The organism is Corticibacter populi, assembly GCF_004217315.1.
Lineage (GTDB): Bacteria > Pseudomonadota > Gammaproteobacteria > Burkholderiales > Burkholderiaceae_C > Lampropedia > Lampropedia populi.
In genome coordinates this window covers 219,174-240,728 of the sequence record NZ_SGWR01000005.1, presented here as the reverse complement: position 1 = coordinate 240,728, position 21,555 = coordinate 219,174, and the positions used below count along the sequence as shown (strand labels likewise).

Sequence of the window (21,555 nt, the reverse complement as noted above, 5' to 3'; positions counted from 1 at the left end):
TTGCACCTCAGTTCTTGAATGGGAAGCGGAAAGCAGCCAGAAGCGCCTTGGCTTCCTCATCCGTTTTCGCCGTAGTGGTGATGCTGATGTTCAGACCGCGCAGAGCATCGACCTTGTCGTATTCGATTTCCGGGAAGATGATCTGCTCTTTCACGCCGACGTTGTAGTTGCCACGGCCGTCGAAGGACTTGCCGGAGATACCACGGAAGTCACGCACGCGCGGCAGCGCGATGGTCACGAAGCGGTCCAGGAATTCGTACATGCGCACGCCACGCAGCGTGACCATGCAGCCGATGGGCTGGCCTTCGCGGATCTTGAAACCGGCGATGGCCTTGCGCGCCTTGGTTACGACGGGCTTCTGACCAGCGATCTTGACCAGATCGGCCACGGCGTTGTCCAGCACCTTCTTGTCGGCAACCGCTTCGCCCACACCCATGTTCAGGGTGATCTTGGTGATGCGAGGCACCTCCATCACCGACTTGTAGCCAAATTGCTTGGCCAGATCGGCAACCACTTTCTCACGATAAAAATCTTGCAGTCGTGCCATTTACGCCACCTTGATTGCTTCACCACTGGAGCGGAACACACGCACGCGACGTTCGCCCTTCTCCGCAGACAGATCGACCTTGACGCCCACGCGATCACCCTTGCCGGTGCTCGCGTTGTAGATCGCCACGTTGGACTGGTGAATCGGCATCACCTTGTCGACGATACCGCCAACCTCACCCTTCATCGGGTTCGGCTTGACGTGCTTCTTGACGACATTGACACCCTCGACCAACAGGTAGGAATCATCCTTGCGCGACAACACAACGCCACGCTTGCCCTTGTCACGGCCTGCCAACACGATGACTTCATCGCCCTTGCGAATCTTGTTCATGCCACACCTCAAATCACTTCGGGAGCCAGGGAGACGATCTTCATGAAGCGCTCCGTGCGCAACTCACGAGTCACCGGCCCAAAAATACGCGTGCCGATCGGCTCGAGCTTGGCATTGAGCAGGACGGCAGCATTGCCGTCGAACTTCACCAGCGAGCCATCTTGGCGGCGGATGCCCTTGGCGGTACGCACCACCACAGCGTTGTAGATCTCGCCCTTCTTGACGCGGCCACGCGGAGCCGCTTCCTTGACGCTGACCTTGATAATGTCGCCCACGCTGGCATAGCGACGCTTGGAGCCGCCGAGCACCTTGATACACAGGACGGATTTAGCGCCCGTGTTGTCGGCAACCTCTAACCGAGATTCTGTCTGGATCATTGTTTAAATTCCCAACTTTTCCTGCGCAATGAACGAGGCAAAGCCTCGCCACACAGTCAGTCTTGGACCCGTCACCGGACGCTGTTCGCGCCCGGCGTTTGGGCAGAAAATCACCCTAAAAAAGGTGAAGCCGCCAATTATCACTACTTTCAAATGGACAGTCAACACCTTTCTTCACAGCGCGCAGCTGTTCGGCAATGGGCCAGTGGCTCAGCCCACGTCCTGCAGCGCGTACTGCCCCGCCAGCGCAGCGAAGTCCTCGCCTTGCGGCCGCTGGCCGAGTTCCTCTTCCAGCAGTGCGGCCACCCGGGGGGCCACCTGGACCGCCAGACGGGCATCGAGGAACAACAGGCGGCTGCGGCGCGCCAGCACATCCTCGACGCTGCGCGCGTATTCATGCCGCACGGCAAAACGCACCATGGCCTCGGTCAGGCCCAGGTCAGGCGCCAGCGGTGCATCGGCGCCCGGCAAGGCCTGTACCCAGGGTGCATCGGCTCCATAGGCCTGCAGGCCCTGGGACAGTGCCAGGCTGTGCGTCAACTGTGGACGGCCTGCCTCGCGCGCACCGGCACCGGCCAGTGCCAGGTTGCGGGTAATGCTGCCCGGCAGCTTGACCGGCAGCACGCCGGCCAGCTGGCAGTGCCGGATCACGTCCTCCGCCATGGCCCGATAGGTGGTCCACTTGCCGCCGGTGACGGTGACCATGCCACTGGCCGACGTCTGCACCGTGTGCTCGCGGCTGATGCCCTTGGTGTTGCCGCCTGCATCGGCGGTCGGCCGCACCAGTGGACGCAACCCGGCCCAGGCGCTCAGCACATCGCTCAGTTCCGGCGCTTCGGCCAGGTAGCGGCCAGCCTCCTGCAGGATGAACTGCAACTCCTGCACCAGGGGGCGCGGCTCCAGCGGCAGATCGCTGCGGGGATGATCAGTGGTGCCCAGGATCACCTTGCCCAGCCACGGCACCGCGAACAGCACACGGCCATCGTGTGTCTTGGGCACCAGCAGCGCATGTTCGCACGGCCAGAAGCGGCGATCGACCACCAGGTGGGCGCCCTGGCTCGGGCTGACCATGGGCGCGACGCTGCGGCCAGCCGCCTGCTCGTCGAGCGCGCGCACCGCATCCACCCAGACTCCCGTGGCATTGACGACACAGCGCGCCTGGATTGCAAAATGCTGCTGCGTCTCGGCATCCACCACGGTGGCTCCACAGGCGCGGCCCTGGCCATCGTGCATCACGGACGCGACACGGCAGTAATTGGCCAGCAGCGCTCCGTGCTGCGCTGCCGTGCGTGCCAGCGCCAGCGCCAGCCGCGCATCGTCAAACTGGCCATCCCAGTACTTGACGCCGCCACGCAGTCCATGCCGCTGCACATTGGGCAGCAGCGCCGTCACTGAGCGGGTCGACAGCAGCTCGGTCGCGCCCAGTCCGGCCGCGCCGGCCAGCGCGTCATAGGCGCGCAGGCCGGCGCCATAGAACGCCGTCTCCCACAATTTGTACGATGGCATGACGAAGGGCAGTGGCTGCGCCAGATGCGGGGCATTGGCCAGCAGGCTGGCACGTTCGTGCAGGGCTTCGCGCACCAGGCCGATGTTGCCCTGGGCCAGGTAGCGTACGCCGCCATGCACCAGCTTGGTGGCGCGTGACGAGGTGCCCTTGGCGAAATCGTGCGCCTCGACCAATGCCACCGAGAGGCCTCGCGTGACGGCATCCACGGCCACGCCAAGGCCGGTGGCGCCGCCACCGATGACCAGCAGATCGAAACCAGGATGATTGGCCAGTTGCGAGAGCAGTTGCGCGCGCCGGGTCGGCAATGGCGCCGGGCCTGCCGGCACCGGGTTGGGGTGGTAGGAATCCGTGTTCATGGTATCGATGCGCAGGCCGTCCATGCCGGCGCCGGGTATTGACGGTGTATGGGCCGAACCGGGTCCGTGCATCAGCCGGGCACGCCAGCCACAGGCGCGGGCGGTGGAGCCAAAGGCTGCGGCAGGCGTTCAGACGAACCTGTTCCAAGCCGCAACGATACTACGCTTTGGCGCCTGTGGGCGCCTGCGCCGCACACGTTCCCTTGCTAGCGCTGACTGTCGGCCAGCAGCGGGCGCAGCAGTGCCAGTGCCTGCGCGCGCAGCTGCGCCGCATCGAGTTGGTCGCTGGCGGCGATCTGGCGGCCGGTCATGGCGCGCAGCCAGGTGATCTGGCGCTTGGCCAGCTGGCGCGTTGCCGCCTCGGCGCGGGCGGACAGCTCGGCCATGGGGAAAACGCCATCGAGCGCCTGCCAGGCCTGGCGATAACCGACACTGCGAATGGATGGCAGCTCCGCGTGCAGCAGCGGATCGGCGCGCAGCCGCTCGACCTCGGCCAGAAAGCCTTGCCCGAGCATGGCCTCGAAGCGCCGGCCGATGCGCTCGTGCAACCAGGTTCGTGAGGCAGGCTCCAGCGACAGCATGTGGGTGCGCAACCAGTCGGCTTGCCAGGCCGATGATTGCGGCGTACGGGTCTGCAGGGCCGAGATCGGCTGACCGCTGACCAGCCAGACCTCCAGCGCGCGCTGGATGCGCTGGCTGTCATTGGGTGGCAGACGCGCCGCGGCGACCGGATCCACCTGCGCCAGCCAGGCATGCATGGCGGGCCAGCCACGTGTGGCGGCCTCGGCCTCCAGTTGCGCGCGCACCGCGGCATCGGCCTGCGGCAGCGCATCGAGACCATGGAGCAACGCGTGGATGTAGAGCATGGTACCGCCCACCAGCAGCGGGAAGGCGCCACGCGCATGGATGGCGTCCACCAGCGCCATGCAGTCGCGCACGAACTCGGCCGCGCTGTAAGGCTGGTGCGGCGCGCGGATGTCGATCAGGTGGTGCGGCACCTGGGCCAGCTCCGCCGCGCTGGGCTTGGCCGTGCCAATGTCCATGCCACGATAGACCAGCGCCGAATCCACGCTGATGATTTCGAGCGGGCGCTCGGCCGCCACCGCCTCGGCCAGTGCCAGTGCCAGTGCCGACTTGCCGCAGGCGGTCGGGCCGGTGAGGATGAAAAAGCGCAGATCATCCGGGCGGCGCGGCATATCGCTCATTGCTTCACGTCCTTGCGAGTTCGGTTCACGATCCCCACGGCCGCTCCATCAGGCAGCCATCAGACCACGCCCTGCGCCAGCATGGCATCGGCCACCTTGACGAAGCCGGCGATGTTGGCGCCATTGATGTAGCTGACACTGCCGTCGGGCTTGCGACCATATTCGATACAGGCAGCATGGATGCCGCGCATGATCTCCAGCAGGCGGCGATCAACTTCCTGGCGCGGCCAAGCCAGACGGGCGGCGTTCTGACTCATCTCCAGCCCCGAAGTCGCCACACCACCGGCGTTGGAGGCCTTGCCGGGCGCGAACAGCACGCCAGCGGCCTCGAAGGCCTTGGCCGCCTCCATGGTGGCGGGCATGTTGGCTCCCTCGGCCACGCAAACCGCACCATTCTTGATCAACGCCAGCGCATCCTGCTCGTCCAGTTCGTTCTGCGTCGCGCACGGCAGCGCCACCTCGACCGGGATCTGCCATGGGCGTTGCCCTTCCAGGTAGCGTGCGCCGACACGCTCGGCGTAATCCTTGATGCGGCCGTACTGCTGGTTCTTGACCTCCATCAGGATCGCCAGCTTTTCGGGGGTGAAGCCTTCCGGGTCGTACACGGTACCGCTGGAGTCGGAGGCGGTGACCACCTCGGCGCCCAGCGCCATGCATTTCTCGATGGCGTACTGCGCCACATTGCCCGAGCCGGAGATCGCCACCTTCATGCCCTGCAGCGACTTCTTGACCGCACCCAGCATTTCCTCGGCGAAGTACACCGTGCCGTAGCCGGTGGCCTCGGGGCGGATCAGCGAACCGCCCAGCTGCAGCGGCTTGCCGGTGAACACGCAGTCGGCCCGGTTGCTCAGCTTCTTGATGTAGCCCGAGAGAAAACCGATCTCGCGCGCGCCTACGCCGATGTCGCCAGCCGGCACATCGGTGTCGGCGCCGACGTGGCGGAACAGCTCGCTGGCAAAGGCCTGGCAGAAGCGCATGATCTCGCCGTTGCTCTTGCCTTTGGGATCGAAGTCCGAGCCGCCCTTGGCGCCGCCCATCGGCAGCGTGGTCAGCGCATTCTTGAAGGTCTGCTCGAAGGCCAGGAACTTCAGCACCGACAGGTTCACGGACGGATGAAAGCGCAGGCCGCCCTTGTAGGGGCCGATGGCCATGCTGTGCTGGATGCGAAAGCCCCGATTGACGCGCACCTGATGGTTGTCGTCGACCCAGCTGACGCGAAAGATGATGATGCGCTCGGGCTCGACCAGGCGCTCGAGCAGCCCATGCCCGGCGTAGCGCGGATTCTTGGCGATGAAAGGCCACAGGCTCTCGAACACCTCCGTGACAGCCTGGTGGAATTCGGGCTGCAGCGGATTGCGGGCGGCGACATCGCCAAGGAATTGGGTCAGTGACAGTTCGGACATGATGATTACCAGAAAGGAACGAAAGAACGCATGCGGTGGCCCTTGCTGCCCCATTTCCGTGAACACGTTCTGCATCCGGCGGCTCGAAACCGCCGTGCAGGCGCGAAAAAAAGCTCCGCGATACGGAGCCTTTTCGAATGAACGTCCAACAAATGCACCAGTACGGCGCGCAGGCCAGACGGAAGTATGCACCATTCAGGTGCCATGCAACAATACGCCGGCGACTCAGACGCGCTTGCGGTATTCACCCGTGCGGGTATCGATTTCGATGCGGTCGCCCTGGCTGACGAACAGCGGCACTGCCACTTCGAAGTCGGTGGCGATCTTGGCCGGCTTGAGCACCTTGCCCGAGGTATCGCCCTTGACGGCCGGCTCGGTCCAGGTGATTTCGCGTTCCACGCTGGTTGGCAGTTCGACCGAGATGGCCTTGCCGTCGTAGAACACCACTTCGGCGGTCATGCCGTCTTCGAGGTAGTTCAGCGCGTCGCCCATGTTGGAGGCTTCGACCTCATACTGGTTGTAGTCGGCATCCATCCAGACGTACATCGGATCGGCGAAGTAGGAATAGGTGCACTCCTTCTTCTCCAGGATCACGTTGTCGATCTTGTCGTCGGCCTTGAAGACGACTTCGGTGCCCATGTTCGAGAGCAGGGCCTTGAGCTTCATGCGCACCGTGGCGGCGCCGCGACCACCGCGGGCGTATTCGGTTTTGAGGACGATCATCGGATCCTTGCCGTGCATGATGACATTGCCGGCACGGATTTCTTGCGCGATTTTCATAAAGACTGTGTGGTGTGTTGCGAAACGAAGGCCTGCTGCAAATGGAGACAGGCAAAGAACAGCATGGCCGGTGAAGGCGCCGGTGCGGCGCGATCAACGCGCTCCAGCGTTCCTTGCGGTCCCGGAGCTGACGAAGGCACTTGCGAAAGGCACTTGCATGCTTGGGCGCGGATTTTAACCGCAGGGAACCGATTCCCCAAATTTGGCCCCGGTGAAAGCCGGTCCGCTCCAATGGCGGCAGCGAGCATCGCTGGCGCCATCCGTGGGCCATGCGCTCTTGCGCTATGGCGATGGATGGCGCTGCAGCCAGGCCATCAACTGGGTCACCAGGTCGGGCCGGGCCAGCAACCGCTGCTGTGCGGCCTGCAGCGCAGCCCGCCAGCGCCCCTGCGGATCGAAAGCCGGCCCGCCCGGCACGGCCGCCGACGCCTGGCCAATGCCATTGAAGGCAAACATGCAGTCGCGCCAGTCCTGCGGTGCCTGCAACCAGTCCAGCAAGGCGGCCAGCTTGGCGTGATGGGCATCGTCATGCTGCGGATAAATGTGCCAGAGAAAAGGCCCTCCGGCCCACAGTGCCCGCACCAGCGAATCCTCGCCGCGCACGATGTTCGCGTCACAGCCCCACAGCAGTTCGTCGAAGGCGGCCTGCGGCATGAAGGGCAGGCCGTGCACCGTGAGCGCGCCAGACCTCCCCCATGCCAGGCCGGCGCCATCCGCACGCTCTGCATTCCCCTCTGCGCGCTGCCACTGCGGCCAGCCCAAGGCCTGCCAACAGGCCTTCAGGTGCGTCTGGGACCGTCCGGCAGCAGCCAGCAGATGCACCGGCCGGGGGCTGGCAGCCCAGGCCTGCAGCCAGTCGGGCAGGCCGGGCAGCTCGTAGCTGAACAGACTGATCCACTGGGCCTGGCTGTTCGTCTCGGCATCCTGCTCGGCGATGGTGTGTGCCAGTCCGGCCTGCGCCAACCGCGCACGGCGCCAGGCAGACACATCAAAGCGTGCGCGCCGCGCCAGCAGACCCGGCTCGCGCAGCAGGCCGCCGGTGCGCTCCGTGAAGCCCGGGTAGAAGAAGGTCTTGGTTTGCCCGGCCGCCGGGCCGAACATCACCGGCGACGCGAGCAGATGCATGCGTTCGACATAGGCCTCGGCACTGAGGTATTCCAGATTCAGCCAACGCGGCCAGCGCCTTGGCGCAGCGCCGGGGCCGCCATCGCGGCGCTGGCTGGCGAGATGGCGCAGATAGGCCTCGGGAATCTCACAGCCGAAGGCCTCGATCAGCACCTCCGGTGGCCCCAGTGCCTGCAAAGCGGCACCGCCCTCCTGCGCGCGGCGCCAGGGCAGCACCTCAACGCGGCCAGCACCGGCATCGAAATGGGCCCCGCCATCAGCCGTCGCGGCAGCAGCGCCCATCCATTGCAGCGGCGTTGCATCATCCACCCACAGGCGCACCGTCTGGCCCCGTGCGGCCAGATCGCAAGCCAGCCGCCAGCAAACACCGGCATCCCCATAGTTATCGATGACCTGACAAAATACGTCCCAGCGCACGCGCCCTCCTTCCAGCCATTGCCCACCACTCCTGCGCCGGCCTTTTGACATCCGAACCGGTTCCTTCCCCGATGGACGAATCCTCCCTCCTGATCCTGCTGCAGCAGGTGGCCTCGCTGCCAGGCCTGCCCGGTGTCTACCGCTATTTCGACGAGAACGGACAGTTGCTGTATGTCGGCAAGGCCAAGAACCTGAAGAAGCGCGTCTCCAGCTACTTCCAGAAAAACCACGATGGCACACGCGTCGGCCACATGGTCTCGAAGATCCGGCGCCTGGAGACCACCGTGGTGCGCTCCGAGGCCGAGGCGCTGCTGCTGGAAAACAACCTCATCAAGACCCAGCACCCCCGCTATAACATCCTGTTCCGGGACGACAAGAGCTACCCCTATCTGAAGATTTCGGCGCACGCCGCCCACCGCCCTGGAGGCGCGGAGACCGACGCCGTTCAGGCTGCGCATTATCCGCGCATCAGCTATTACCGCGGCGGCACCGACCGGCGGCACGACTACTTTGGTCCCTACCCCAATGCCTGGGCCGTCAAGGAAACCATCCAGCTGCTGCAGCGCGTCTTCCTGTTGCGCACCTGCGAAGACACGGTGTTCAACAACCGCACCCGCCCCTGCCTGCTCTACCAGATCAAGCGCTGCACCGCCCCTTGCGTGGGCTTCATCAGCGAGGCCGGCTACCAGAGCGACGTGGAAGAAGCCAAGGCGTTGCTGCGCGGCCAGACCGATGGCCTGCTGCGCAAACTGGAGGCCCGCATGATGCAGCATGCCGAGGCGATGGAGTATGAGCAGGCCGCGCAGGTGCGCGACCGCATCGCCTCGCTCTCGCAAGTGCTGCACCAGCAGGCCGTGGACACCTCCGGCGACAGCGATGCCGACATCATTGCCGTGCACATCCAGGGCGGCAAGGCCTGCGTCAACCTGGCCATGGTGCGCGGCGGCCGCCACCTGGGCGACCGCCCCTACTTTCCCAGCCAGATCGACGCGGCCCTCGGGGTGCATGCCGCCGGTGGCATGGATGCCGAAGAGAGCGATGAAGCCGGAGAGGACCCCGTCGATGCCACCAGTGCGGCGGCCACGCCCGCACAGGATGCGGCAGCCCCCGAGCGGCTGCCCGAACAGGCCCGCCAACTGGTGCTGGAGGCCTTCATGGCGCAGCATTACCTGCACTACCCGCCACCGCCGCTGATCATCACCAGCAGCCGGGTCGAGCCGGGCCTGGTCGAGCTGCTGTCCGAGCATTGCGGGCGCAGCGTACGCTGCATCCACCAGCCGCGCGAACAGCGCCGCGTGTGGCTGGAAATGGCACAGCACAATGCCCGGCTGCAACTGGCCCGGCTGCTCTCCGAGGAGGGCTCGCAGAAGGCCCGCACCCAGGCGCTGGCCAAGGCCCTGCGGCTCGACCTCGACGATGCGGCGCTGGACGACTGGCGCATCGAATGCTTCGACATCTCGCACACCGCCGGCGAAGCCACGCAGGCCTCCTGCGTGGTGTTCCAGCACCACCGGATGCAAAGCGGCGAATACCGCCGCTACAACATCCGCGGCATCACCGGCGGCGACGACTACGAGGCCATGCGCCAGGTGCTGCTGCGCCGCTATGGCAAGCTGGTCGAGGCCATGCAGGCGCGGGAAGCCGCCGCAACTGCCACAGTGACAACCGCGGCAGACGACCCGGTGCCGCCTCCGACGAGCGGGGAACCCGGCGCGGGCGCTGAGCCGAACCAGGCACAGCCCCTGCAGCGCAGCGCGCTGCGCATGCCCGACCTCGTCCTCATCGACGGCGGCAAGGGGCAGATCTCCGCCGCGCGCGAAATCTTCGAACAACTCGGCCTCGACATCGGCCTGCTGGTGGGCGTCGAGAAGGGCGAGGGGCGCAAGGTCGGCCTGGAAGAGCTGGTCTTCGCCGATGGGCGCCCCAAGGCCAGCCTGCCCCATGACAGCGCCGCGCTGATGCTGGTGGCGCAAATACGCGACGAGGCCCACCGCTTCGCCATCACCGGCATGCGGGCCCAGCGCGCCAAGATCCGCACCGGCGCCAGCCGCCTCGAAGACATTGCCGGCATCGGCCCCAAGCGGCGGGCGCGCCTGCTGCAACGCTTTGGCGGCATCCAGGGCGTGGCCGATGCCAGCGTGGATGACCTGGCCTCGGTCGAGGGAGTCTCCCATGAACTGGCCGCCAGCATCTACCGTGCCCTGCATTGAGCAGGCGGAACACCTGGTTGCACCCACCGCCGCCGCAACGCGGCGATAGCGCCGATAATGTGCACTGCACAGACCCCGACAATCGACCGGCCGTCCTTTCGTCCCCGCTCTCCACTTCCTGTCCGTTCCGTCAGTTTCTTCTCAGCGGCCGGCGCACCGCTGCCCCGCCCGGGCGGCTTTGGCACCACCATGTTCTTCACCATTCCCACCCTGCTGACCTGGAGCCGCATCATTGCCATTCCGGTGATCGTGCTGGTCTTCTACCTGCCTCTGGGCACCTCCCAGGCCAACATCATCGCCACGCTGCTGTTCATTGCCTTTGCGATCACCGACTGGCTCGACGGCTATCTGGCCCGCAAGCTCGGGCAAACCTCCGCATTCGGCGCCTTCCTCGATCCGGTGGCCGACAAGTTCCTGGTCTGCGCCACCCTGCTGCTGCTGGTGCACCTGCAGCGCATCGACGTGTTCGTGGCGCTCATCATCATCGGCCGCGAGATTGCCATCTCGGCGCTGCGCGAATGGATGGCGCAGATCGGCGCCTCCAGAAGCGTGGCCGTGCACATGATCGGCAAGCTCAAGACCACCGCGCAAATGGTGGCCATCCCGTTCCTGCTCTATGACGGGCCGATCGGCACGCTGTTCCACACTGCCCATATCGGCCTGGTGTTGCTGTGGATCGCAGCCGTGCTGACCATCGCGTCGATGGTCTATTACATGCGGCAGGCCATGCCGGAAATCCGCGCCAGGGTCGGCCATTGAGCCAGCCTGGCACTGCCCGGATAAGCGAAACCCGCGAATCCTTGACAGCGCCTCCCGAGCCGCTATTTAATGGACGCTTTGGATTCGGGCCGTGTTTATTTCCGCTGCCGGGCCATTTGCGGCGTGGGTTTGGTGATACAGTTGCTCGCCTAACATGCCGGTACTGAAATGCTTGGCATCCATTTCTTTGAGAGAGGCACATCGTGAACAAAACAGAACTTGTCGAACACATCGCAGCCAACGCAGACATCTCCAAGGCCGCCGCCGCACGCGCGCTCGAGGCCACCATCGGCGCCATCAAGACCACCCTCAAGAAGGGCGGTGCCGTCTCCGTGATCGGCTTTGGCACCTTCGAGGTCTCCAAGCGCGCCGCCCGCAAGGGCCGCAATCCGCAGACCGGCGCCGAAATCAAGATCAAGGCTGCCAAGGTGCCCAAGTTCCGTGCCGGCAAGGCCCTCAAGGACGCTGTAAAATAACCGTTTCCAGGTTGGGTGCTTAGCTCAGTTGGTAGAGCGGCGCCCTTACAAGGCGTAGGTCAGCGGTTCGACCCCGTTAGCACCCACCAACCGATCCAGCCCGATCATCCGGGCAAGACCAGGGCAGGCAATGACAAAGGGCGACCTTCCGGGATCGCCCTTTTGCTTATGCGCACATCGATGCGCTAGCCCCCATGCAGGCGCGTTCCCTCCGGGTGACGCGCGTGGCTTCACTCTATCTCCTGCAGGCAAGCATGTTTGAATTCATCCGCAAGCACCTCACGGTGGTCATGATCATCTTCTTTCCACTGGTGATCTTTGCCTTTGTTTTCGTTGGCGTGGACACAAGCTTTCTGACCCAGCGCAGCCCGGTGGTGGCGCGCGTGGCCGGCCAAGACATCACGCAGGCCGACTGGGATTTCGCCCACCGCCAATGGGCCGACCGCAACCGCAACATCCCCGTCCAGCAACTCGATTCGCCGACGGCGCGCTACGGCACGCTCGAGCGCATGGTGCGCGATCAGGTCATCAACGCCGCCATCCGGGATCGCCACTACCTCGTCAGCGATGCCCAGCTGGCGCGCGAGCTGCAGAATCAGCCCGAGATCGCCGCGCTGCGCGGTGCCGACGGACGCCTGGACATCGAGGCCTACCGGGCCCTGCTGGCCCAAAGCGGCCTCTCACCCGAAAGCTATGAGGCCAACGTGCGCTACCAGCTCGCCACCCAGCAGGTGCTGGGCGTGGTCCAGGAAGCCTCGCTGACCACGCCGCGCCTGGCCCGCAACGCGGCTGGCAGCGTGTTCCAGCGCCGCGACGTGCAGCTCGCGCACCTGCAGCCTGCCGACTATGCGGACAAGGTCGAGGTCACGCCAGCGGCCCTGCAGGACTACTACCAGGCCCATCTGGCGCTGTTCCAGCAACCCGAGCAGGTCGACGTCGAATACGTGGTGCTCGATCTCGACAGCATCATGCCCAGCATCCAGATCAGCGAGGACGAGCTGCGCCAGTACTACGAAAGCAACAAGGGGGGCTATGCGCGCGCACCCGAGCAGCGCCGCGCCAGCCACATCCTGATCAACTCCGATGCCAGCATGTCAGAGAGCGAGCGCGAGGCCGCGCGCGCCAAGGCGGAGTCGCTGCTGGCGCAAGTGCGCGAGAATCCCGCCCGCTTCGCCGAGCTGGCACGCGCCGAGTCGGAGGATCCCGGCACCAGGGACAATGGCGGCGACCTCGGCTTCATGGGCCGCGGTGAAATGGTCAGCGCCTTTGACGATGCCGTCTTCAACATGAGCAAGGGCGCCATCAGCAATCTGGTGGCCACCGAGTATGGTTTTCACATCATCGAGCTGACCGACATCAAGCCTGCCGACATCCCGTCGTTCGAGGAAGTCCACGAGCGCCTCGAACAGGATGTCAAGAGGAACCTGGCCAACACCCAGTTCATCGAAGCTGCCGACCAGCTGCGCAACCTTGCGCACGAGCAGCCTGACAGCCTGGAGCCGCTCGCCGGCGCACTGGGCCTGCAGATCCAATCTGCCAAGGCCGTCGAACGCGACAATGCCGCCAGCGCCCCCGAGGCATTGCGGAACCCGGCCGTCCTCGATGCCCTGTTCAGCAGCCGCGCCACCCAGGAAAAGCTCAACATCGACGCCGTCGACACCGGCAGCAGCCAGGTCGTCACCGCCCGTGTCAGCGAGTTCCACCCCGCCCGCCAGCAATCCTTCGAGGAAGTGCAGCCACAGGTGGAGGCTCAGTTCCGCGCCCAGGAGTCCGCCAAGCTGGCGCAGGCCGACGGCGAGGCCAAGCTCAAGGCCTGGCAAGCCAGCCCGGACGACGCCCAACTGGCCGAATCGGTCACCGTCTCGCGCGTCAATCCGCAAGGCCTCGATGAAACCAGCCTGCGCCAGGTCATGGCCACCCCGACCGATGCGCTGCCGCAGTTCCTGGGCTTTGTGCAATTCGACGGCAGCTACCTGATCGTCAAGGTCACGGCCATCGCGCCGCTGGAGAACCCCGACATGCCAGCGCAGGAACAGGCCCGCCTGACCAGCGCCTATGAGCAGCAGATTGCCCAGATGCAGGCCGTGGCCGAACTCGAGGCTTACTACGAAGTGCTGAAACAGCAATACAAGGTCCAGATTCGCGTACCGAATCCGATTGGTGGCTGATTTATCCGCTATAATTTCGAATTCTCCGGTGGCTGTAGCTCAGTTGGTAGAGTCCCAGATTGTGATTCTGGTCGTCGTGGGTTCGAGTCCCATCAGCCACCCCACCGAATATCCAGCAGAATCAAGGCCCTCCGGGGCCTTTTCTGTTTTCTGGGGGTACGCAGGGGATCATCAGGCGCCGCTTTCTCTGCCACGCCAACGCAGCAGCAGCCAGTCGGCCGCGCCATCGCGCCTTGCCCTGACCATCCCGTCCTACAAGCATGGGCAGCCGATCGGCCTACACTGAGCATTCCTTCATCGTTTTCGAGCAAAGGAGCACATCCATGCAAGCCAAACCCACCGGAGCCACACTGGCACTCACGATGGCGGCACTGCTCATTGCCTCCGCGCCTGTAGCCCATGCGCAGCAACGCAGTGGCACCGGCCAGTCCCAGTCAGTCTGTGAAGACGGCGAACAGGACCGCACCGCCTGTCGCCGCGAAATGGCCACCGTGCAGCGCACCGCGCCCATCGACCCGCACGGCGCCAACGCCGACACCTTCACAGAGAATGCGCTCAAGCGCTGCGCCGTGCATGCCGCCGGCTCCGCCGACCGCAGCGCCTGTGAAGCACGTGTGCTGGGTACCGGCAATGCAAGGGCCAGTGGCAGTGTCATGGGCGGCGGCCTGTGGCGCGAGGACACCGTCACGCTGCCGCCCGAGACTCCTGCAGGCAGGCAGCCCTAGGAACCTGCCCACGATCGCCTCATGAACAGGCTCTAAGCGCCACACCAAGCGGGAGCGCACCAGCCTCAATCCCCCATCACAATTCCTTCCCGCCGGGGGTCGGCTCCACCAAACCACAGCTTGCGGCCATGGGCCACGCCCTGCGTGATGGCCTGCAGACCGCTGGTCATGTCCACTTCCCGCACCTCGGAGCCTCGGGTCTTGAGCTGCTCGACCAGAGGAGCCGGGAACATTCCAGCCTCAAGCAAGGTGGGTCCATTGAGCGAACCGAAATTGGGCAGGTCAATGGCCTGCTGGGGTGTCAGGCCCCAATCGAGCACGCCATACAAGGTCTTGGCGGTGTAGTGGATGATCAACGCCCCGCCAGGGCTACCCAGGCTGGCCAGCAACGCACCACGGCTGCCATCGGAATTGCGGGCATACACCAGCGTCGGCGCCATTGAAGAGCGCGGGCGCTTGCCCGGTTCCACGCGGTTGGCCACCGGCCGGCCTTCGGCGTCGCGTGGCGCAAAGCTGAAGTCCGTCAGTTCGTTGTTGAGCAGAAAACCGTGCACCATCTGACGTGCGCCGAACTGTGCTTCGATGGTGGTAGTCATCGCCACGGCATTGCCCTGGCCATCAACGACGCTGATGTGGCTGGTGCCATATTCGGGTTGCTCCGCCATGGGCGCGAAGGCCTGCGGTGCAGCCGGCCCCGGCGGCACACCGGGCAGCGCGCTCCCCATGCTGGTGGTGCCAACAAGGCCGGCCCGCTGGCGCAGGTAAGCACCATCGAGCAGGCTGTGCCAGCTGCCCCCCGGTGGCACCACGAAGTCAGGGTCGGCCACATACTGGGCACGGTCGGCAAAGGCCAGGCGCGCCGCCTCGCCGTAGGCATACAGCCAGTCGGCGGAGGGCAGGCCATCGACCAGCGGCAGCCCGGCCGCCGGTGTGTGCTGCAGAATGCCAAGGATCTGCCCGATCGCCAGCGCACCGGAGCTTGGCGGCGGAAAGCCGCAGATGACATAGGCGATCTGCTGGGCCGTCACATGGTCGTGACACAGCGGCTCACGCTTTTGAGGCTGATAGCCGGCCAGATCGGCCAGGCTGAGTAGCCCCGGATTGGCGGGATGGGAACGCACCTTCTGCACCATGGCCTCGGCAAGCTCCCCTTCATGCATGACCTGTGCGCCCTCACGGGCGATGCGGCGCAACACCTCCGCCAGCGCGGGATTCTTCAGCACATGCCCGACCGGCCATGGTTGGCCTTTGGCGTCGTAGAAATACCGGCGTGCCTCCGGGTCCTGCCGCAGCGCCGTCTCCCCCGCCAGCATCTGGTGCAAACGCGGGCTGACGGCGAAGCCCTGCTCGGCCAACGCGATGGCCGGTTCGATCAGTTGCGCCCAGGGTAGCTGGCCATGCTCGCGGTGCGCCAGCTCCAGCATGCGCACCACGCCCGGCGTGCCGACCGAACGGCCGCCAACCACGGCTTGCTCGAAAGACATGGGCCCACCATCAGGCTGCAGGAACAAGTCCTCGCCAACTGCAACGGGTGCCGTCTCGCGCCCGTCGTAGGCCTGCACCACGGCGTCATTGCCAAACAGCAGAAAGGCCCCGCCACCAATACCGCTCGATTGGGGCTCCACCAGCGTCAACACCATTTGCACGGCAATGGCCGCATCCACCGCGCTGCCGCCTGCCTTGAGCACCTGATAGCCGGCATCGGTGGCCAGCGGGTTGGCCGCAGCCACCGCAAAGGATTGGGTCACCCAGCCGGGTTTCTCGCTGCGCCCGGTAGCCACCTCGGGCTGCGTGGGTATCTGGTACTGGAAATTCGTCGCCCTGCCCTGGGAGGCTCCGTCCGGCAACCAGGACGCGCAGCCAGCCAATGTGGCGGCCAGCAGCCAGATGGCGCAGGCGGCGCCCTGGGCGCGCCATGAAGGGATGGGGTGATGCATGGGGCGTACTCCTTGATGCAGGGTCAGGCGGAGGAAGAGTCCGGTGGAGCGAATGCGACCGGAACGATCGGGGCGGCGCATGCCGGCAGGGCCGTGCCCATCCCGTATCATTGCGTTTTCCATTCGAACCCCACAAGCATAAGGATCACCGCCATGGACAGCAAGCTGCTGGAACTGCTGGTTTGCCCGGTCACCAAGGGCCCGCTCAGCCTGGACCGCAAGCGCCAGGAGCTGGTCTCGCGCAGCGCGCGCCTGGCCTATCCGGTGCGCGACGGCATTCCCGTCCTGCTCGAGAACGAGGCCCGTCCCCTGACCGACGAAGAACTCGCCCAATGACCATCCCCAGCCGCTCCCCGGCGGCAGCTTTCACGGTGCTGATTCCGGCCCGCATGGCGTCGAGCCGCCTGCCGGACAAGCCACTGGCCGACATCGGCGGCCTGCCGATGGTCGTGCGGGTGGCTCGCCAGGCCGAGCGAAGCCATGCCACCCAGGTCGTCGTGGCCGCCGACGATGCCCGCATCGAGCAAGCCTGCGCGGAGCACCGGGTGCGCTGCCTGCGCACCCGCGCCGACCACCCGAGCGGCAGCGACCGGCTGGCCGAGGCGGTGGAACTGCTCGGTCTCGATGACCAGGCCATCGTCGTCAACGTGCAAGGCGACGAGCCTTTCATCGAGCCGGCCCTCATCGATGCCACCGCGGCGCTGCTGGCCGCCCAGCCCGATGCGGTGATGGGCACGGCCGCGCATGCCATCGATGACGCCGCGGACTTCCAGAATCCCAACGTGGTCAAGCTGGTGCTCAACGGCCAGCAGCAGGCCCAGTACTTCAGCCGCGCCCCCATTCCCTGCTGCCGCGATGCCCGTCAGCCCGACTGGTGGCATGACGCGTCAGCACCGGGCGCAACCGCATGGCATGCCCCGCTGCGGCACATCGGCATCTACAGCTACCGCGCCGGCTTTCTTCGCACGTTCCCCGCCCTGACGGCGGCGCCAACCGAGCAAACCGAATCGCTGGAACAATTGCGTGTGCTCTGGCATGGACACCGCATTGCAGTGCACGTCAGCACGGCCGCGCCCTTGCCGGGGGTCGATACCCAGGCCGACCTGGAGCGGGCTCGCCAGCACGCGCTGGCGCTTGTTGCCGCACAGCCGCGCACGCAACACAAATAAGGCGGCTCAAGGCACCAAGGCGGCCACTGCATGCTATTCTTGCGACGGTCTGAAAGACCGCGCATGCACGGCCCTGGCCAAGCAGCCGCGGGCGCACTGCAAACCATGGTGCCGACGGCACCGTCTGGCTGGCGCGCTTTCATCCACAACAAAGAATTTGAGGACATCCATGAGATTGATTCTGCTCGGTGCGCCAGGTGCCGGAAAAGGAACCCAGGCCGCATTCATCACGGAAAAATTCGGCATTCCACAGATTTCCACCGGTGACATGTTGCGCGCCGCCGTCAAGGCCGGCACGCCGCTGGGGCTGCAGGCCAAGGCCGTCATGGACGCCGGCCAGCTCGTCAGTGACGACATCATCATCGGCCTGGTCAAGGAACGCATCACGCAACCCGACTGCGCGGGCGGCTTCCTGTTCGATGGCTTTCCACGCACCATTCCGCAGGCCGATGCGCTCAAGGATGCGGACGTGCCGCTCGACTACGTGGTCGAGATCGACGTGCCATTCGAGCACATCCTCGAGCGCGCCACCGGCCGCCGCCAGCATCCGGGCAGTGGCCGCACCTACCATGTGCGCTTCAACCCGCCCAAGGTCGAGGGCCTCGACGACGTCACCGGCGAGCCGTTGATCCACCGCGACGACGACAAGGAAGAGACCGTCAAGAAGCGCCTGGAAGTCTATGATGCGCAGACGCGCCCGCTGGTCGACTACTATTCGCAATGGGCCGCGCAGGAGCCGGCCAAGGCACCCAAGTACCGCAAGGTCTCGGGGGTCGGCTCGGTCGACGAGATCACCCAGCGTGTCTTCGACGCACTGGCTTCCTGAGCCACTGGCATCGCCACGTCTCCATGGCCGCGTCACGACGCGGCCTTTTTCATTTCATCCACGGTGCGAAGTACGCGCGCGATTTCGCAGCAGTAGCCCTTGCAGATGCGCGGATCACACATCACCAGCGGATAGCGCGACACTTCCTCCGGCGGGACACGCTTGTGAGTCAGCAGGAGAAGATGGCGCAAGGGCACGGACACCACCAGCGGATCGCATCGGCCTCGTGGATCGGCCTCGGGGCCATCCTCGCGGCACTGCACCAGGAAAGCGCATGGGCGCGACGGTGTGAGGCCATCGGAGATGGGCAACATGTGATTGGCCGCCCTGACCGGCCGCAGCTGCTTTGACGCTCTCGCGGGCCTGCTGCAAGGTGATGAAGATGCGCAGGACGTGCCCCAGGAACATTTGCCCGACGCGCGCCAGGCAGGCGCTGCGCGCGATGCAGATGAATAGCCGCATGCCCAGGTCTTCTTCCAGTTCCTTGATGGCGCGCGACAAGGACGACTGTTCGATGTGCAGCCGCTCGGCGGCGCGAGCGAAGTGGCGTTCTTCGGCTACGGCCAGGAAGCAGCGCAAATGACGCCGTTCCACACCACATCTCCCGATGTCCCGCCCTTCATGGCGACCGCACCAGTGGCAATGTCCTGGTGCGATAACCACGCAGCATTGCGACGGCGTTGGCCACCGCTGCGCCACCCGGGCCTTGCGCGGCTTCCCCAAGGCCGAGATAGGCTTGGCCTGGCTGGTCGATCAGGTGAACTTCTACCTGCGGCGAGTCCCCGAATCGCAGGATGGGATAACTGCTCCAGTCGGTGCTGGTAATGCGGGTCTGATCGAACCCGACCTGCTCATACAACGTCCAGCTTGCGGCCTGTACCAGACCGCCTTCGATCTGATTGCGTACCGAATCGGGATTGACGAGTTCGCCGCAGTCAACAGCGGCCACCATGCGGGTGATGCGCGGCTGTTCCCTCTCGTTATGCACGGCTTGAACACAGACCGCGACATAGGCGCCGTATCCGTTGAGACGGGCAAACCCGACCCCTTGCCCCACTGCTGGCGATCTGTCTGCGCGCCAGCCGAAACGTTGGGCGGCCAGCCGCAGTACGCTCGTGGCTCTCGGATCGTCCAAGTGCGCGAGGCGAAACGCGACGGGATCGACGCTTGCCAGTGCCGCCAGTTCGTCCATGAAGCTCTCGATGGCGAACACGTTGGCGTAAGCGCCCAGGCTGCGCAGCGCCGAGGAACGCAGCGGCGCCCGGCGCACGAAACGGTTGTCCACCATGGCCGGAACGCGATAGTAGGGCTGTGCGTTGTAACTTCCGCCGCCAGCCCAGGTCGTCAGGCTGTCGAGAAACCCCGGCGCGATCGGCGGATCGAGATGCCGGGCTGCCAGCAGGCGCTGTGCGCCACCAGGGCGGGACGAATGTGTGGGGCTGGCAACCACATGCCGCCATTGAGCGATGCGTCCAAGCTCATCGACCGAGCCTTCCAGGCGCATCACCATCGCCGGGCCATAGGGCTCCCAGCGGTGTTCGTCTTCTCGTGACCACTGAACGCGCACCGGCACGCCCGGCAGAGCACGTGCGATCAAGGCGGCGTCGGCGGCTGCATCGTCAGCGCCATTGTGGCCATAGCATCCGGAGCCTTCGAGATGAATGCAGCGAATGGCGCGCGCAGGCAAATCCACGAGTCCAGCCAGAGATGAGCGCAGCGGAAAAACACCCTGGGCATGCGTCCAGACGGTAAGCTGTCCCTGGTTGAACTGCGCCACCGCGCAGCTTGGCCCGATCGAGCCGTGCATACGGTACGGCACTTCGTAAGTCGCCGTGAGCCGCCGCTCTCGGGACAAGTGCCTGGATTCGGGTTTGGGTTCGGGCAGGCCGGCTTCCCGGCGCAGATAGGCGTACAAGTCCTGCGGTTCGGGCAAGCTCGCCGGTTCGCTCCATACGCACGAGGCGCGCAGCGTTTCCAACGCGGCGATGGCCTGTTCCTCGCGCTGCGCCACCACTGCCAGGAAACTGCCATTGCGCAATACCTGCTGCACGCCCGGACATGCTTGTGCCGCAGCCAGATCGGCACGGCGCAATACGGCACCGGGGCTGGGTGGGCGCAGTACGCGCGCATGCAGCATGCCGGACAGGCGAAGATCCTGCACAAAGGCGGGCGCCCCCCTTACCTTGGCCGGAAGATCAGGACGCGGAGCCGGGCGGCCCAGCAGACGGTACTCGTTTGGACGCTTGAGTGTGCCGTGTGCTGACGGCAATGTCCGGACGCCGGCCAGCAACTGCCAATAGTCGGTATTGCGGCCATCTTCGGTTCGCACCGTGCCATCCTCAACGCGCAGGCTGGCAGCGGGTACGCGCCATCGCTGCGCTGCCAATGCCAGCAGCACGGCCCGCGCGTCGGCAGCGGCGCGGCGAACGGCCATACCGGCGCCGCGCATCGACGCACTGGAATCGGTGAAACCCTCGTCGGGCGCGCTGGCGGTATCGACGGGTGCCACCTGGATGCGAGCCATATCCAGGTCGAGTTCCTCGGCCGCAAGCTGAATCACGGCGGCGTAGAGCCCCTGGCCCATCTCAATGCGGCCAAGATGCAGCCGTACCGTGCCGTCGCCGTTCACTTCGATACGGTCATTGAGGGCCTGCGACGGCATGGCTTGCGCGCCGTCCGTGCGACGGCAGGCCGGCGCCAGGATAAGCACGACCAGCGCACCGGTGCTGCTTAGAAATGCGCGGCGCGACCGGCTGGCGCTCATGGCGTCATCCTTGCCGCAGCGCGCTGCACGGCACGGATGATGCGGTGATAGGTGCCGCAACGGCACAGGTGTGCGGCCATCGCCTCGCGGATGTCGCCTTCGTCGGGCCGCGGGCTGCGGTCGAGCAATGCCTTGGCGGCGATCACCATGCCTGCCGTGCAGTAGCCGCACTGCGCGGCCTGTTCGTCGATGAATGCCTGCTGCACCGGGTGCAACCGGCCATTCCTGGCCAGCCCTTCGACCGTTTCGATGCGCAGGCCAACGGCGGCCGACAGCGGCACTACGCAGGATGGAACGTCGCGGCCATCGAGGATGATCTTGCAGGCGCCGCACTGAGCCGCGCCGCAGCCGTACTTGGCGCCGTTGAGTTGCAGGTCGTTGCGCAGCACGTAGAGCAGCGGCGTATCGAGCGCCGCATCGACGACGGCCTCGCGGCCATTGACGTGAATGCGGGTCGGCATGGTGCGTACC

General features: G+C 65.5%; 19 protein-coding genes, 2 tRNA genes and 1 pseudogene. 10 read left to right on the top strand and 12 right to left on the bottom strand.

Annotation, left to right across the window (positions count from 1 at the left end; all coding sequences use genetic code 11):
* Positions 1 to 7: 7 nt before the first annotated feature.
* The 8 genes from rplE to earP form a co-directional block, all read right to left on the bottom strand.
* Positions 8 to 547, bottom strand: a complete 540-nt coding sequence (gene rplE, locus EV687_RS17605; RefSeq protein ID WP_122231616.1) for a 50S ribosomal protein L5 — start codon at positions 545 to 547, stop codon at positions 8 to 10.
* A complete protein-coding gene (gene rplX, locus EV687_RS17600; RefSeq protein ID WP_122231614.1) occupies positions 548 to 880 on the bottom strand; it encodes a 50S ribosomal protein L24 in 333 nt (110 codons plus the stop codon).
* A gap of 8 nt (positions 881 to 888) precedes the next feature.
* Positions 889 to 1,257 carry a 50S ribosomal protein L14 gene (gene rplN / locus EV687_RS17595; RefSeq protein ID WP_122231612.1) on the bottom strand — a complete coding sequence of 123 codons (369 nt, stop codon included), beginning with the start codon at positions 1,255 to 1,257 and terminating at the stop codon, positions 889 to 891.
* A 210-nt stretch (positions 1,258 to 1,467) separates the two neighbouring features.
* Positions 1,468 to 3,120 carry a glycerol-3-phosphate dehydrogenase/oxidase gene (locus EV687_RS17590; RefSeq protein ID WP_122231712.1) on the bottom strand — a complete coding sequence of 551 codons (1,653 nt, stop codon included), beginning with the start codon at positions 3,118 to 3,120 and terminating at the stop codon, positions 1,468 to 1,470.
* A 206-nt stretch (positions 3,121 to 3,326) separates the two neighbouring features.
* On the bottom strand, positions 3,327 to 4,325 hold the full coding sequence (miaA, locus tag EV687_RS17585; protein WP_242612710.1) for a tRNA (adenosine(37)-N6)-dimethylallyltransferase MiaA: 999 nt from the start codon (positions 4,323 to 4,325) through the stop codon (positions 3,327 to 3,329).
* A 59-nt stretch (positions 4,326 to 4,384) separates the two neighbouring features.
* Positions 4,385 to 5,728: an NADP-specific glutamate dehydrogenase gene (gene gdhA, locus EV687_RS17580; RefSeq protein WP_122231710.1), complete on the bottom strand. Its 1,344-nt coding sequence runs from the start codon at positions 5,726 to 5,728 to the stop codon at positions 4,385 to 4,387.
* Between the two features lie 225 nt (positions 5,729 to 5,953).
* Positions 5,954 to 6,508 carry an elongation factor P gene (efp, locus tag EV687_RS17575; protein ID WP_122231608.1) on the bottom strand — a complete coding sequence of 185 codons (555 nt, stop codon included), beginning with the start codon at positions 6,506 to 6,508 and terminating at the stop codon, positions 5,954 to 5,956.
* 282 nt (positions 6,509 to 6,790) lie between these two features.
* A complete protein-coding gene (gene earP / locus EV687_RS17570) occupies positions 6,791 to 8,101 on the bottom strand; it encodes an elongation factor P maturation arginine rhamnosyltransferase EarP (protein ID WP_122231606.1) in 1,311 nt (436 codons plus the stop codon).
* 20 nt (positions 8,102 to 8,121) lie between these two features.
* Here earP and uvrC point away from each other — a divergent pair, with 20 nt between their 5' ends.
* From uvrC to EV687_RS17535, 7 genes are all read left to right on the top strand, one after another.
* Positions 8,122 to 10,260 (top strand): excinuclease ABC subunit UvrC, encoded by a 2,139-nt coding sequence (gene uvrC, locus EV687_RS17565; RefSeq protein WP_122231604.1) that lies wholly within the window; start codon positions 8,122 to 8,124, stop codon positions 10,258 to 10,260.
* Between the two features lie 189 nt (positions 10,261 to 10,449).
* Entirely contained in the window at positions 10,450 to 11,019 is a 570-nt protein-coding gene (pgsA, locus tag EV687_RS17560; protein WP_122231602.1) for a CDP-diacylglycerol--glycerol-3-phosphate 3-phosphatidyltransferase, read from the top strand.
* 203 nt (positions 11,020 to 11,222) lie between these two features.
* Positions 11,223 to 11,495 (top strand): HU family DNA-binding protein, encoded by a 273-nt coding sequence (locus EV687_RS17555; protein ID WP_122231600.1) that lies wholly within the window; start codon positions 11,223 to 11,225, stop codon positions 11,493 to 11,495.
* Between the two features lie 13 nt (positions 11,496 to 11,508).
* Positions 11,509 to 11,584: transfer RNA gene (locus EV687_RS17550), tRNA-Val, on the top strand.
* A 165-nt stretch (positions 11,585 to 11,749) separates the two neighbouring features.
* Positions 11,750 to 13,663 (top strand): peptidylprolyl isomerase, encoded by a 1,914-nt coding sequence (locus tag EV687_RS17545; RefSeq protein WP_162846672.1) that lies wholly within the window; start codon positions 11,750 to 11,752, stop codon positions 13,661 to 13,663.
* 28 nt (positions 13,664 to 13,691) lie between these two features.
* Positions 13,692 to 13,767, top strand: a tRNA-His gene (locus EV687_RS17540).
* Positions 13,768 to 13,986: 219 nt separating this feature from the next.
* Positions 13,987 to 14,388, top strand: a complete 402-nt coding sequence (locus tag EV687_RS17535) for a hypothetical protein (protein WP_130466549.1) — start codon at positions 13,987 to 13,989, stop codon at positions 14,386 to 14,388.
* 65 nt (positions 14,389 to 14,453) lie between these two features.
* On the opposite strand, the gene EV687_RS17530 is transcribed toward EV687_RS17535, so the two are convergent.
* Positions 14,454 to 16,325 carry a gamma-glutamyltransferase family protein gene (locus EV687_RS17530; protein ID WP_122231594.1) on the bottom strand — a complete coding sequence of 624 codons (1,872 nt, stop codon included), beginning with the start codon at positions 16,323 to 16,325 and terminating at the stop codon, positions 14,454 to 14,456.
* A 153-nt stretch (positions 16,326 to 16,478) separates the two neighbouring features.
* Here EV687_RS17530 and EV687_RS17525 point away from each other — a divergent pair, with 153 nt between their 5' ends.
* The 3 genes from EV687_RS17525 (at position 16,479) to adk (ending at position 18,320) form a co-directional block, all read left to right on the top strand.
* A complete protein-coding gene (locus tag EV687_RS17525) occupies positions 16,479 to 16,661 on the top strand; it encodes a Trm112 family protein (RefSeq protein ID WP_122231592.1) in 183 nt (60 codons plus the stop codon).
* Positions 16,658 to 17,494: a 3-deoxy-manno-octulosonate cytidylyltransferase gene (gene kdsB / locus EV687_RS17520; protein WP_122231590.1), complete on the top strand. Its 837-nt coding sequence runs from the start codon at positions 16,658 to 16,660 to the stop codon at positions 17,492 to 17,494. Before EV687_RS17525 ends, kdsB begins: the two co-directional genes overlap by 4 nt.
* Positions 17,495 to 17,663: 169 nt before the next feature.
* The gene (gene adk, locus EV687_RS17515; RefSeq protein ID WP_122231588.1) at positions 17,664 to 18,320 is read left to right on the top strand and encodes an adenylate kinase; all 657 of its coding nucleotides are present in this window, start codon (positions 17,664 to 17,666) and stop codon (positions 18,318 to 18,320) included.
* Positions 18,321 to 18,376: 56 nt separating this feature from the next.
* Here adk and EV687_RS19315 read toward each other — a convergent pair.
* From EV687_RS19315 to EV687_RS17500, 3 genes and pseudogenes are all read right to left on the bottom strand, one after another.
* Positions 18,377 to 18,914, bottom strand: a pseudogene (locus EV687_RS19315) (LysR family transcriptional regulator); the annotation flags it as partial.
* A gap of 25 nt (positions 18,915 to 18,939) precedes the next feature.
* A complete protein-coding gene (locus EV687_RS17505) occupies positions 18,940 to 21,084 on the bottom strand; it encodes a xanthine dehydrogenase family protein molybdopterin-binding subunit (RefSeq protein ID WP_122231586.1) in 2,145 nt (714 codons plus the stop codon).
* The gene (locus EV687_RS17500) at positions 21,081 to 21,545 is read right to left on the bottom strand and encodes a (2Fe-2S)-binding protein (protein WP_122231584.1); all 465 of its coding nucleotides are present in this window, start codon (positions 21,543 to 21,545) and stop codon (positions 21,081 to 21,083) included. The genes EV687_RS17505 and EV687_RS17500 overlap by 4 nt, the downstream gene beginning before the upstream one ends.
* Positions 21,546 to 21,555: the final 10 nt, after the last annotated feature.